We start from the raw sequence: 13,280 nt of genomic DNA on the forward strand, positions 1-13,280 counted from the left end.
CAGCATCACATCCGGAAGACGCCGAAGTTCGACGTCCCCTTGATCGGGCCATTGGCGATGGCGGACAAACACATTCCCAGCACGGTGCGGGTGTCGCGCGGGTCGATCACCCCGTCGTCGTAAAGCATCCCGGACAGCACCAACGGTAGCGACTCGGCTTCGATCTGGCCCTCGACGGCGGCCCGCATCGCCGCGTCGGCGGCTTCGTCGACTTGCTGCCCGCGGGCTTCGGCTGCCGCCCGGGCCACGATGGACAGCACGCCCGACAGCTGGGCGCCGCCCATCACCGCGGACTTGGCGCTGGGCCAGGCGAATAGGAAGCGCGGGTCGTAGGCGCGCCCGCACATGCCGTAGTGCCCGGCGCCGTAGGACGCGCCGATCAGCAGCGAGATGTGCGGGACGGTCGAGTTGGACACGGCGTTGATCATCATCGAGCCATGCTTGATCATCCCGCCTTCCTCGTAGTCCTTGCCCACCATGTAGCCGGTGGTGTTGTGTAAGAACAACAGCGGCGTGTCGGCCCGGTTGGCCAGCTGGATGAACTGGGTGGCCTTCTGTGATTCCTCGCTGAACAGCACGCCGCGGGCGTTGGCCAGGATGCCCAGCGGATAGCCGTGCAACCGAGCCCAGCCGGTCACCAGAGACGACCCGTACAGCGGCTTGAATTCGTCGAACTCGGAGCCATCGACGATGCGGGCGATCACCTCGCGCGGGTCGAATGGGATGCGCAGATCCGGGGGCACGATGCCGATTAGCTCCTCGGCGTCGAACAGCGGCTCGGTCACCGGAGCGGGTGCGGGTCCCTGTTTGATCCAGTTCAGTCGCGCCACGATGCGGCGTCCGATGCGGATCGCGTCGAGCTCGTCGAGCGCAAAATAGTCGGCCAAACCCGATATGCGGGCGTGCATTTCGGCGCCGCCCAGCGACTCGTCGTCGGACTCTTCGCCGGTGGCCATCTTCACTAGCGGCGGGCCGGCCAAAAACACCTTGGAGCGTTCCTTGATCATCACCACGTGATCGGACATGCCGGGGACGTAGGCACCGCCCGCGGTGGAGTTGCCGAAAACCAGCGCAATGGTCGGGATCCCGGCCGCCGACAGCCGGGTCAGGTCGCGGAACATCTGTCCGCCGGGGATGAAAATCTCTTTCTGGGTGGGCAGATCGGCCCCGCCGGATTCCACCAGCGAAATGACGGGAAGCCGGTTTTCGAAGGCGATCTGGTTGGCCCGCAGTATCTTTCGAAGCGTCCACGGATTGCTGGTGCCGCCCTTGACCGTCGGGTCGTTGGCGACGATCATGCATTCCACGCCGCAGACCGCGCCGATGCCGGTGACCAGGCTGGCGCCGATCTGGAAGTTGCTGCCGTAGGCGGCCAGCGGGCTCAGCTCCAGGAACGGGGAGTCCGGGTCGACGAGCAGCTCGATGCGTTCCCGTGGTGTCAGGTTGCCGCGGGCGTGGTGCCGGTCGACGTATTTGGGGCCACCGCCGGCGAGCGCCTTGGCCAGTTCGGCGTTGATCTCGTCGAGCTTGCCGCTCATCGTCGCGGCCGCCTCGTCGTAGGCGGAAGCGTTCGGGTCCAGTGTGGATTGCAGCACGGTCACGATTGATACCCCAGGGTTTTGGCGGCCAAAGCGGTCAGTATTTCGGTGGTGCCGCCTCCGATACCGAGGATTCGCATGTCCCGGTATTGGCGTTCGACTTCGGATTCGGCCATGTAACCCATGCCGCCGAACAGCTGTACGGCCTGGTTGGCAACCCACTCCCCGGCCTGCACGGCGGTGTTCTTGGCGAAACACACCTGCGCGATCAGGTCGGTCTCGCCGGCGAGCTGGCGTTCCACCACATGGTGCGCATAGACCCGGGCGACGTCGATGCGGCGGGCCATCTCGGCCAGCGTGTTCTGCACCGACTGGCGTGAAATCAGCGGCCGACCGAACGTCTCGCGGTCCCGGCACCACTGCGCGGTGAGGTCCAGGCACCGCTGGGCGCTCGAATACGCCTGGGCGGCAAGGCCGATGCGCTCGGAAACAAATGCCCGGGCGATCTGGGTGAAGCCGCTGTTCTCGGCGCCCACGAGGTTAGTCGCCGGCACGGCCACGTCGGTGTAGCACAGCTCGGCGGTATCCGAGGAACGCCAGCCCATCTTGTCCAGCTTGCGGGTCACCTCAAAGCCGGGGGTGTCCTTTTCCACCACCAGCAGCGAAACCCCGGCGGCACCGGGTCCACCGGTTCGCACCGCGGTGACCACGTAGTCGGCCCGCACGCCGGAGGTGATGTAGGTCTTGGCGCCGTTGATCACGTAATGGTCGCCGTCCCGTACCGCGCTGGTCCGTAGATGCCCGACGTCGGAGCCGCCGCCGGGTTCGGTGATGGCCAGCGCGCCGATCTTCTCCCCGGCCAAGGTGGGCCGCACGTACGTGGCGATCAGCCGTTCGTCGCCGGATGCGACCATGTGCGGTACGGCGATACCGCAGGTGAACAGGGACGCATACACCCCGCCCGGGGCGCCGGCCTGGTGCATCTCCTCGCAGATGATGACGGGGTCGGCGCCGTCACCGCCGCCACCACCGACCGCCTCGGGAAAGCCGGCGCCCAGCAGCCCGGCGGCCCCGGCGAGCCGGTGCAGGCCGCGGGGCAACTCGCCGATCCTTTCCCACTCGTCGACGTGCGGCAGGATCTCGCGCTCGGCAAAGGCGCGCACCGTTTTTCGCAGCTGTTGGCGCTCCGGTGTGGTCCAGATGTTCACAACAGGGTCTCCGGGATCTCGACGTGGCGGCTGCGCAGCCACTCACCCAGTCCCTTGGCCTGCGGGTCGAAGCGGGCCTGGTAGGCGACGCCCTGGCCGAGGATTGCCTCGATGACGAAGTTCAGTGCCCGCAGATTCGGCAGCACGTGACGGGTGACGACCAGGCCTGCCGTTTCTGGCAGCAGCTCCTTGAGTAGCTCGACGGTCAGCGTGTGCGCCAGCCAGCGCCACTGCTCGTCGGTGCGTACCCACACGCCGACGTTGGCCGATCCGCCCTTGTCGCCGCTGCGGGCGCCAGCGATCAGGCCCAGCGGTACGCGCCGGGTCGGGCCAGCCGGCAGCGGGTCGGGCAGCGCCGGGGGATGTGCCGGCGCCAGCTCCAACGTCTCAGTGGCGCAGGGAATCTCGGTGCGGGTGCCGTCGGCGTGCACGGCGATGTGCGCCACCTTGCCGGCGTCGACGTAGCCGGGGGTGAACACGCCATACACCTGGCCGTCACCGGGCGGGGCGGTGGCGGTGAACCCCGGGTAGCTGGCCAGCGCCAATTCGACCGCGGCCGAGGAGAATTGCCGACCCACATTGGCAGGGTCGGGATCGCGGGCGACGCAGGTGAGCAGCGCGCTGGCGGTTTCTTCGGTGTCGGCGTCGGGGTGGTCGGTGCGGGCCAGCGTCCATTGCAGCTCAGCGGGTTTGACGGTCAGCGCGGCCTCGAGCTGGCGTCGCACCAAGTCGGCCTTGGCATCGATGTCCAGGCCGGTCAGCACGAATGTCATGGCGTTGCGGAAGCCGCCGATGCTGTTCAGCGACACCTTGTAGGTCGGCGGCGGCGGTTCGCCGATCACGCCGCTAATGCGCACTCGATCCGGCCCGTCGGGCGACAGTTCGACGCTGTCCATCCGGGCCGTCACATCCGGGTTGGCATACCGAGCGCCCGTGATCTCGTAGAGCAGCTGCGCGGTGATGGTGTCGACGCTGACCAGGCCGCCGGTGCCGTGGTGCTTGGTGATCACCGACGAGCCGTCGGCAGCGATCTCGGCCAGCGGGAAGCCGGCGTGAGTGAGGTCGCCTATCTCGGTGAAGAACGCGTAGTTGCCGCCGGTGGCCTGGACTCCGCATTCGATCACGTGCCCGGCCACCACGGCGCCGGCCAGTCGGTGGTAGTCGGTGCGGCCCCAGCCGAAGTGCGCGGCCGCCGCCCCGACGACCACCGAGGCGTCGGTGACCCGGCCGGTGACCACGACGTCGGCGCCGCGCTCGAAGCAGTCGACGATGCCCCATGCGCCCAGGTAGGCGTTGGCCGTCAGTGGCGTCCCCAGCCCCAGTTCGGCCGCCCGTGGTTGCAGGTCGTCGCCTTCCACGTGGGCGACCTGCGCCGGAATGCCCAGGCGCGCGGCCAGCGCCCGCACCGCGTTGGCCAGCCCGGCGGGGTTCAGGCCACCGGCGTTGGTGACGATGCGCACCCCGCGGTCATGGGCCAGGCCCAGGCAGTCCTCGAGCTGGGCCAGGAAGGTCTTCGCGTAGCCGCGATCGGGGTTTTTCATGCGGTCGCGACCGAGAATCAACATGGTCAGCTCGGCCAGGTAGTCGCCGGTGAGATAGTCCAGCTCGCCGCCGGTCAGCATCTCGCGCATGGCGGAGAGGCGGTCGCCGTAGAAGCCCGAGCAGTTTCCGATACGCACGGCACCACAGTCAGGGCCATGCGATTCCTCCCTTGGGATCGGCGACGCTACCAACCAACCGGTAGGTTAGCACTGCCCTGTTTCGCGACGGAGATCGCTTCCTGAGTCGAAGCGGCCCGGTCTGCGCCGTCCATTGGAGTAGAGTCCGTTTCGCTACGGGACGCCGGGTGCTTTGCCGGCCCCAGGAGGTCAGCGCCATGTCCTTCGTGGTCACAGCACCGCCGGTGCTCGCGTCGGCGGCGTCGGATCTGGGCGGTATCGCGTCCATGATCAGCGAGGCCAACGCGATGGCAGCGGTCCGAACGACGGCGTTGGCGCCCGCCGCCGCCGACGAGGTTTCGGCGGCGATCGCGGCGCTGTTTTCCAGCTACGCGCGGGACTATCAAACGCTGAGCGTCCAGGTGACGGCCTTCCACGTGCAGTTCGCGCAGACATTGACCAATGCGGGGCAGCTGTATGCGGTCGTCGACGTCGGCAATGGCGTGCTGTTGAAGACCGAGCAGCAGGTGCTGGGTGTGATCAATGCGCCCACCCAGACGTTGGTGGGTCGTCCGCTGATCGGCGATGGCACCCACGGGGCGCCGGGGACCGGGCAGAACGGTGGGGCGGGCGGAATCTTGTGGGGCAACGGCGGTAACGGCGGGTCCGGGGCTCCCGGACAGCCGGGCGGCCGGGGCGGTGATGCCGGCCTGTTCGGCCACGGCGGTCATGGCGGTGTCGGGGGGCCGGGCATCGCCGGTGCCGCTGGCACCGCGGGCCTGCCCGGGGGCAACGGCGCCAACGGCGGAAGCGGCGGCATCGGCGGCGCCGGCGGCGCCGGCGGCAACGGCGGGCTGCTATTCGGCAACGGTGGTGCCGGCGGCCAGGGTGGCTCCGGCGGACTTGGGGGCTCCGGCGGGACGGGCGGCGCGGGCATGGCTGCCGGTCCCGCCGGCGGCACCGGCGGCATCGGGGGCATCGGCGGCATCGGCGGCGCGGGCGGGGTCGGCGGCCACGGCTCGGCGTTGTTCGGCCACGGGGGAATCAACGGCGATGGCGGTACCGGCGGCATGGGTGGCCAGGGCGGTGCTGGCGGCAACGGCTGGGCCGCTGAGGGCATCACGGTCGGCATTGGTGAGCAAGGCGGCCAGGGCGGCGACGGGGGAGCCGGCGGCGCCGGCGGGATCGGTGGTTCGGCGGGTGGGATCGGCGGCAGCCAGGGTGCGGGTGGGCACGGCGGCGACGGCGGCCAGGGCGGCGCCGGCGGTAGTGGCGGCGTTGGCGGCGGCGGCGCAGGCGCCGGCGGCGACGGCGGCGCGGGCGGCATCGGCGGCACTGGCGGTAACGGCAGCATCGGCGGGGCCGCCGGCAATGGCGGTAACGGCGGCCGCGGCGGCGCCGGTGGCATGGCCACCGCGGGAAGTGATGGCGGCAATGGCGGCGGCGGCGGCAACGGCGGCGTCGGTGTTGGCAGCGCCGGAGGGGCCGGCGGCACCGGCGGTGACGGCGGGGCGGCCGGGGCGGGCGGCGCGCCGGGCCACGGCTACTTCCAACAGCCCGCGCCCCAAGGGCTGCCCATCGGAACCGGCGGGACCGGCGGCGAAGGCGGTGCCGGCGGCGCCGGTGGAGACGGCGGGCAGGGCGACATCGGCTTCGATGGCGGCCGGGGTGGCGACGGCGGCCCGGGCGGTGGCGGCGGCGCCGGCGGTGACGGCAGCGGCACCTTCAATGCCCAAGCCAACAACGGCGGCGACGGTGGTGCCGGCGGTGTTGGGGGAGCCGGCGGCACCGGCGGCACGGGTGGGGTCGGGGCCGACGGGGGTCGCGGGGGGGACTCGGGCCGCGGCGGCGACGGCGGCAACGCCGGCCACGGCGGCGCCGCCCAATTCTCCGGTCGCGGCGCCTACGGCGGTGAAGGTGGCAGCGGCGGCGCCGGCGGCAACGCCGGTGGCGCCGGCACCGGTGGCACCGCGGGCTCCGGCGGTGCCGGAGGTTTCGGCGGCAACGGTGCCGATGGCGGCAATGGCGGCAACGGTGGCAACGGCGGCTTCGGCGGAATTAACGGCACGTTCGGCACCAACGGTGCCGGCGGCACCGGCGGGCTCGGCACCCTGCTCGGCGGCCACAACGGCAACATCGGCCTCAACGGGGCCACCGGCGGCATCGGCAGCACCACGTTGACCAACGCGACCGTACCGCTGCAGCTGGTGAATACCACCGAGCCGGTGGTATTCATCTCCTTAAACGGCGGCCAAATGGTGCCCGTGCTGCTCGACACCGGATCCACCGGTCTGGTCATGGACAGCCAATTCCTGACGCAGAACTTCGGCCCCGTCATCGGGACGGGCACCGCCGGTTACGCCGGCGGGCTGACCTACAACTACAACACCTACTCAACGACGGTGGATTTCGGCAATGGCCTTCTCACCCTGCCGACCAGCGTTAACGTCGTCACCTCGTCATCACCGGGAACCCTGGGCAACTTCTTGTCGAGATCCGGTGCGGTGGGCGTCTTGGGAATCGGGCCCAACAACGGGTTCCCGGGCACCAGCTCCATCGTTACCGCGATGCCCGGCCTGCTCAACAACGGTGTGCTCATCGACGAATCGGCGGGCATCCTGCAGTTCGGTCCCAACACATTAACCGGCGGTATCACGATTTCTGGAGCACCGATTTCCACCGTGGCTGTTCAGATCGACAACGGGCCGCTGCAACAAGCTCCGGTGATGTTCGACTCCGGCGGCATCAACGGAACCATCCCGTCAGCCCTCGCCAGCCTGCCGTCCGGGGGATTCGTGCCGGCGGGAACGACCATTTCGGTCTACACCAGCGACGGCCAGACGCTGTTGTACTCCTACACCACCACCGCGACAAACACCCCATTTGTCACCTCCGGCGGCGTGATGAACACCGGGCACGTCCCCTTCGCGCAGCAACCGATATACGTCTCCTACAGCCCCACCGCCATCGGGACGACCACCTTTAACTGACGGCCCCTCCCTGGCTCGTGATAGGGAAGGGGCGTCTGCAGCGGGCGTTCTCGATTGTCGCCGCGCTCATCTGCGCGCGGAAGCTCATACCAAAGAGGAAGGCCCACCATGGCTGTGCCCACGCGCAGAAAGTCGCGCGCGAACACCCGAAGCCGGCGCTCGCAGTGGAGGGCCCGGCCGGACGGGTGCGGGCCGAACACACCGGGCGGGCTGGTGTCAGCTGATTACCGACACCGTGTCGCCGGCGAAGTTGGTGACATAAACCTCGCCGGTGACGGGGTTGACCGCCACCCCGGTCGGAGCGGTGCCGACGGTGATGGGGGAGCCGGTGACGGTGTTGGTGGTCGGGTCGATCACCGACACCGTGTTGCTGTCGAAGTTGGTCACGAAGACCAGGCCGGTGACGGGGCTGACCGCCACCCCGCTTGGACCGTTGCCGATGGTGATGGGGGAGCCGGTGACGGTGTTGGTGGCGGGGTTGATCACCGACACCGTGCCGCTGCCGAAATTGGTGACGTAGACGTTGCCGCCCGGGTTGACCGCCACCCCGTGCGGATCGTTGAAGCTGGCGTGGGTGATGGTGGTGACGGCGCCGGCGGCCCCACCGGCACCGCCGACCCCACCCGCACCGCCGATACCGCCGACCGGGCCGCGGCCGGCACCGCCGGCCGTGCCGGCGCGGGCGAGGCTGACCGCGCCGCCGGTGCCGCCGGCCCCACCGTTGCCGATCAACCCGGCCGCCCCGCCGGCGCCGCCGGCCTGTCCGGGTGCCCCCGACCCGCCGTTGCCGCCGTTGCCCCACAGCCACCCGCCGTTACCGCCGGCTTGCCCGGTCCCGTCGATCCCGTTCGCGCCGTCGCCGATCAATGGGCGCCCGGTCAGCGACTGAACGGGTGCGTTGATCGCATCGAGCACGTTCTGCAGCGGTGTTGCGCTGGCCGCTTCGGCGACCGCGTAGGTGCTGCCAGCTTGGCTTAAGGCCAGCACGAACCGTTGCTGATAGGCCGCGACCTGCGCGCTGATCGCTTGATAGTGCTGGCCGTGGCTGCCGAACAGCGCGGCGATCGCCGTTGACACCTCGTCTTGGGCGGCGGCCAACACCTGGGTGGTCGCCGCCGCCGCGGTGTTGGCGGTGTTGATCGCCGAGCCGATCCGCGCTGCATCGGCCGCGGCTGTGGACACTAACTGTGGGGCCACGTTGACAAACGACATCGAAATCCTCCTGACCGCCACGATGTTGAGATGCGGGCGGCCCACCGCCTGTTACCGCCGCGGTGGGTAACCGTTTATTCGGACGATCCCTGCCGTTCCACGCCTGGGCGCAGGCGCAAACCGCACCAACATTGGTGGAACGTGGTGCACACTGCACCTGGGGTTCTGCCCTCATCGTGTGTCAGCAGGCGAAACCCGCGCGGACGAGAACTCCTGCGTTAAGCAGCACAAATCGCTGCTCACGCTCACCGGTCAGCGCACTGAACCGGCCCCATGTCGACGACCGGTGAGGCGACCGCTCAACTCGTCGGCGTCAACTCGGCCATTGCCACCCTGGTCGCCGATTCCTGTCCCACAGCCCCACCACCATCGGGGCGACAACCGTGAACTGACGGTCACGCCCGGGCCCAACCCCGGCCCGGAATTGGGCCGGGCCGTCTTCAACCGGTATCCTCCACGTCATTGTCGACGCGATTGTCGCCGCGCCCACCTGCGTGCGGAAGCCCATACCAAAAGAGGAAGGCCCACCATGGCTGTGCCCAAGCGCAGAAAGTCGCGCTCGAATACCCGAAGCCGGCGCTCGCAGTGGAAGGCCGCCAAGACCGAGCTGGTCGGTGTGACCGTCGCCGGTCACGCCCACAAGGTGCCTCGGCGCTTGCTCAAGGCCGCCCGGCTCGGCCTCATCGATTTCGATAAGCGCTGACGCGCCGGCGGCCGACGATCATATGGCCGCCGAACACACCGAGCGCGCCGGCTCTCCGGTGATCACCGACACCGTGTCGTCGAGAGAGTTAGTGACGTAGACCACGCCGGTGACGGGGTTGACCGCCACCCCTGTCGGGTCGAGTCCGACGGGGATGGGGGAGCCGGTGACGGTGTTGGTGGCCGGGTCGATCACCGACACCGTGTTGCTGAACTGGTTGGTGACGTAGATGTTGCCGCCTGGGTTGACCGCCACCCCATACGCACCGGTACCGACGGGGATGGAGCCGGTGACGGTGTTGGTGTTCGGGTCGATCACCGACACCGTGTTGCTGTCGAAGTTGGTCACGAAGACCAGGCCGGTGACGGGGCTGACCGCCACCCCGCTTGGACCGTTGCCGTCGGTGATGGAGCCGGTGACGGTGTTGGTGACCGGGTCGATCACCGACACCGTGTTGCTGCCCTGGTTGGTGACGTAGATGTTGCCGCCCGGGTTGACCGCCACCCCGTGCGGATCGTTGAAGCTGGCGTGGGTGATGGTGGTGACGGCGCCGGCGGCCCCACCGGCACCGCCGACCCCACCCGCACCGCCGATACCGCCGGCCGGGCCGCCGCCGGCACCGCCGGCGGTGCCGGCGCGGGCGAGGCTGACCGCGCCGCCGGTGCCGCCGGTCCCGCCGTCCCCGCCGTGTCCACCCACACCGATTAACCCGCCGTGACCACCAACCCCGCCGGTGCCACCGTCACCGCCGGCCACACCGAAGGTTGTGCCGGCTCCGCCGGCCCCGCCGACACCACCGGCCCCGCCGTTGCCGAACAGCCATCCACCGGCGCCGCCGGCTCCGCCGTTCGCGCCGGCCTCAAAGGGTAGGCCCTGGCCGCCAGCTCCGCCGGCCCCACCGTTGCCGATCAACCCGGCCGCACCGCCGGCCCCGCCGGCCTGCCCGGGTGCCCCCGACCCGCCGTTGCCGCCGTTGCCCCACAGCCACCCGCCGTTACCGCCGGCTTGCCCGGTCCCGTCGATCCCGTTCGCGCCGTCGCCGATCAATGGGCGCCCGGTCAGCGACTGAACGGGTGCGTTGATCGCATCGAGCACGTTCTGCAGCGGTGTTGCGCTGGCCGCTTCGGCGACCGCGTAGGTGCTGCTAGCTTGGCTTAAGGCCAGCACGAACCGTTCCTGGTAGGCCGCGACCTGCGCGCTGATCGCTTGATAGTGCTGGCCGTGGCTGCCGAACAGCGCCGCGATCGCCGTTGACACCTCGTCGTGGGCGGCGGCCAACACCTGGGTGGTCGCCGCCGCCGCGGTGTTGGCGGTGTTGATCGCCGAGCCGATCCGCGCCGCATCGGCCGCGGCTGTGGACACTAACTGTGGGGCCACGTTGACAAACGACATCGAAATCCTCCTGACCGCGACGATGTTGAGATGCGGGCGGCCCACCGCCTGTTACCCCTGCGGTGGGTAACCGTTTATTCGGACGATCCCTGCCGTTCCACGCCTGGGCGCAGGCACAAACCGCACCAACATTGGTGGAACGTGGTGCACACTGCACCTGGGGTTCTGCCCTCATCGTGTGTCAGCAGGCGAAACCCGCGCGGACGAGAACTCTTCCGCCAAGCAGCACAAATCGCCCTACTCTTGACCACCAAACAAAACCCGTCCATGGGGCCAATGTGGCTGATGTGGCTAAACCTCGTCGAACAAACCCGCATACCACGGCGCGCCTCTCAGGCCAGTCTCAGGCGCTGCGACGACACTGGTGTCCGTGCGAATTCTTGTCGTTGACGACGATCGTGCGGTGCGCGAGTCGCTGCGCCGGTCGCTTTCCTTCAATGGCTATTCGGTCGAACTGGCCCACGACGGGGTTGAGGCGCTCGACATGATTGCCAGCGATCGCCCCGACGCGTTGGTCCTGGATGTCATGATGCCGCGGCTGGACGGCCTCGAGGTGTGCCGTCAGCTCCGCGGCACCGGCGACGACCTGCCGATTCTGGTGCTGACCGCGCGCGACTCGGTGTCCGAGCGGGTGGCCGGGCTGGACGCCGGTGCCGACGACTACCTACCAAAGCCGTTCGCCCTCGAAGAGCTGCTGGCACGGATGCGGGCGCTGCTGCGCCGCACCAAGCCCGAGGATGCCGCCGAGTCGATGGCCATGAGGTTCTCCGACCTGACGCTGGACCCGGTAACCCGCGAAGTCAACCGTGGACAGCGCCGGATCAGCCTGACCCGCACCGAATTTGCATTGCTGGAGATGCTGATCGCCAATCCGCGGCGAGTGCTGACGCGCAGCCGTATCCTGGAAGAGGTATGGGGATTCGACTTTCCCACCTCGGGCAACGCGCTGGAAGTCTACGTCGGGTATCTACGCCGCAAGACCGAGGCCGACGGCGAGCCGCGGCTGATCCACACTGTGCGCGGAGTGGGTTACGTGCTACGTGAAACACCACCCTGATGTGGTGGTTCCGCCGCCGAGACCGGGCGCCGCTGCGCGCCACCAGCTCATTATCCCTGCGGTGGCGGGTCATGCTGCTGGCGATGTCCATGGTCGCGATGGTGGTTGTGCTGATGTCGTTCGCCGTCTATGCGGTGATCTCGGCCGCGCTCTACAGCGACATCGACAACCAACTGCAGAGCCGGGCGCAACTGCTCATCGCCAGTGGCTCGCTGGCAGCTGATCCGGGTAAGGCAATCGAGGGTACCGCCTATTCGGATGTCAACGCGATGCTGGTCAACCCCGGCCAGTCCATCTACACCGCTCAACAGCCGGGCCAGACGCTGCCGGTCGGTGCTGCCGAGAAGGCGGTGATCCGTGGCGAGTTGTTCATGTCGCGGCGCACCACCGCCGACCAACGGGTGCTTGCCATCCGTCTGACCAACGGTAGTTCGCTGCTGATCTCCAAAAGTCTCAAGCCCACCGAAGCAGTCATGAACAAGCTGCGTTGGGTGCTATTGATCGTGGGTGGGATCGGGGTGGCGGTCGCCGCGGTGGCCGGGGGGATGGTCACCCGGGCCGGGCTGAGGCCGGTGGGCCGCCTCACCGAAGCGGCCGAGCGGGTGGCGCGAACCGACGACCTGCGGCCCATCCCCGTCTTCGGCAGCGACGAATTGGCCAGGCTGACAGAGGCATTCAATTTAATGCTGCGGGCGCTGGCCGAGTCACGGGAACGGCAGGCAAGGCTGGTTACCGACGCCGGACATGAATTGCGTACCCCGCTAACGTCGCTGCGCACCAATGTCGAACTCTTGATGGCCTCGATGGCCCCGGGGGCTCCGCGGCTACCCAAGCAGGAGATGGTCGACCTGCGTGCCGATGTGCTGGCTCAAATCGAGGAATTGTCCACACTGGTAGGCGATTTGGTGGACCTGTCCCGAGGCGACGCCGGAGAAGTGGTGCACGAGCCGGTCGACATGGCTGACGTCGTCGACCGCAGCCTGGAGCGGGTCAGGCGGCGGCGCAACGATATCCTTTTCGACGTCGAGGTGATTGGGTGGCAGGTTTATGGCGATACCGCTGGATTGTCGCGGATGGCGCTTAACCTGATGGACAACGCCGCGAAGTGGAGCCCGCCGGGCGGCCACGTGGGTGTCAGGCTGAGCCAGCTCGACGCGTCGCACGCTGAGCTGGTGGTTTCCGACCGCGGCCCGGGCATTCCCGTGCAGGAGCGCCGTCTGGTGTTTGAACGGTTTTACCGGTCGGCATCGGCACGGGCGTTGCCGGGTTCGGGCCTCGGGTTGGCGATCGTCAAACAGGTGGTGCTCAACCACGGCGGATTGCTGCGCATCGAAGACACCGACCCAGGCGGCCAGCCCCCTGGAACGTCGATTTACGTGCTGCTCCCCGGCCGTCGGATGCCGATTCCGCAGCTTCCCGGTGCGACGGCTGGCGCTCGGAGCACGGACATCGAGAACTCTCGGGGTTCGGCGAACGTTATCTCAGTGGAATCTCAGTCCACGCGCGCAACCTAGTTGTGCAG

10 protein-coding genes are annotated in these 13,280 nt (G+C 68.8%); 4 read left to right on the plus strand and 6 right to left on the minus strand.

The window, feature by feature from the left end; all coding sequences use genetic code 11:
• Positions 1-5 precede the first annotated feature (5 nt).
• The 3 genes from accD2 to Rv0976c are packed head-to-tail and all read right to left on the minus strand — an operon-like array spanning position 6 to position 4,425.
• On the minus strand, positions 6-1,595 hold the full coding sequence (accD2, locus tag Rv0974c; protein ID NP_215489.1) for an acetyl-/propionyl-CoA carboxylase subunit beta: 1,590 nt from the start codon (positions 1,593-1,595) through the stop codon (positions 6-8).
• 2 nt (positions 1,596-1,597) lie between these two features.
• On the minus strand, positions 1,598-2,746 hold the full coding sequence (gene fadE13 / locus Rv0975c) for an acyl-CoA dehydrogenase FadE13 (RefSeq protein ID NP_215490.1): 1,149 nt from the start codon (positions 2,744-2,746) through the stop codon (positions 1,598-1,600).
• Entirely contained in the window at positions 2,743-4,425 is a 1,683-nt protein-coding gene (locus Rv0976c; protein ID NP_215491.1) for a hypothetical protein, read from the minus strand. Before Rv0976c ends, fadE13 begins: the two co-directional genes overlap by 4 nt.
• 197 nt (positions 4,426-4,622) lie before the next feature.
• Between Rv0976c and PE_PGRS16 the strand changes: the two genes are divergently transcribed.
• Positions 4,623-7,394 carry a PE-PGRS family protein PE_PGRS16 gene (gene PE_PGRS16 / locus Rv0977; RefSeq protein ID YP_177773.1) on the plus strand — a complete coding sequence of 924 codons (2,772 nt, stop codon included), beginning with the start codon at positions 4,623-4,625 and terminating at the stop codon, positions 7,392-7,394.
• A 216-nt stretch (positions 7,395-7,610) separates the two neighbouring features.
• Here PE_PGRS16 and PE_PGRS17 read toward each other — a convergent pair whose 3' ends face one another.
• Both PE_PGRS17 and Rv0979c read right to left on the minus strand, forming a co-directional pair.
• On the minus strand, positions 7,611-8,606 hold the full coding sequence (gene PE_PGRS17, locus Rv0978c; protein ID YP_177774.1) for a PE-PGRS family protein PE_PGRS17: 996 nt from the start codon (positions 8,604-8,606) through the stop codon (positions 7,611-7,613).
• A 313-nt stretch (positions 8,607-8,919) separates the two neighbouring features.
• The gene (locus tag Rv0979c) at positions 8,920-9,114 is read right to left on the minus strand and encodes a hypothetical protein (protein ID NP_215494.2); all 195 of its coding nucleotides are present in this window, start codon (positions 9,112-9,114) and stop codon (positions 8,920-8,922) included.
• 21 nt (positions 9,115-9,135) lie between these two features.
• Here Rv0979c and rpmF point away from each other — a divergent pair, with 21 nt between their 5' ends.
• Positions 9,136-9,309, plus strand: a complete 174-nt coding sequence (gene rpmF, locus Rv0979A; RefSeq protein ID YP_177635.1) for a 50S ribosomal protein L32 — start codon at positions 9,136-9,138, stop codon at positions 9,307-9,309.
• An 18-nt stretch (positions 9,310-9,327) separates the two neighbouring features.
• Here the strand turns inward: rpmF and PE_PGRS18 are convergent, their stop codons facing one another.
• Positions 9,328-10,701 carry a PE-PGRS family protein PE_PGRS18 gene (PE_PGRS18, locus tag Rv0980c; protein YP_177775.1) on the minus strand — a complete coding sequence of 458 codons (1,374 nt, stop codon included), beginning with the start codon at positions 10,699-10,701 and terminating at the stop codon, positions 9,328-9,330.
• A 370-nt stretch (positions 10,702-11,071) separates the two neighbouring features.
• Between PE_PGRS18 and mprA the strand changes: the two genes are divergently transcribed.
• Both mprA and mprB read left to right on the plus strand, forming a co-directional pair.
• The gene (gene mprA, locus Rv0981) at positions 11,072-11,758 is read left to right on the plus strand and encodes a two-component response regulator MrpA (protein ID NP_215496.2); all 687 of its coding nucleotides are present in this window, start codon (positions 11,072-11,074) and stop codon (positions 11,756-11,758) included.
• Positions 11,758-13,272 (plus strand): two component histidine-protein kinase/phosphatase MprB, encoded by a 1,515-nt coding sequence (gene mprB, locus Rv0982; RefSeq protein NP_215497.1) that lies wholly within the window; start codon positions 11,758-11,760, stop codon positions 13,270-13,272. Before mprA ends, mprB begins: the two co-directional genes overlap by 1 nt.
• Positions 13,273-13,280: the final 8 nt, after the last annotated feature.

Source organism: Mycobacterium tuberculosis H37Rv (genome assembly GCF_000195955.2).
GTDB lineage: Bacteria > Actinomycetota > Actinomycetes > Mycobacteriales > Mycobacteriaceae > Mycobacterium > Mycobacterium tuberculosis.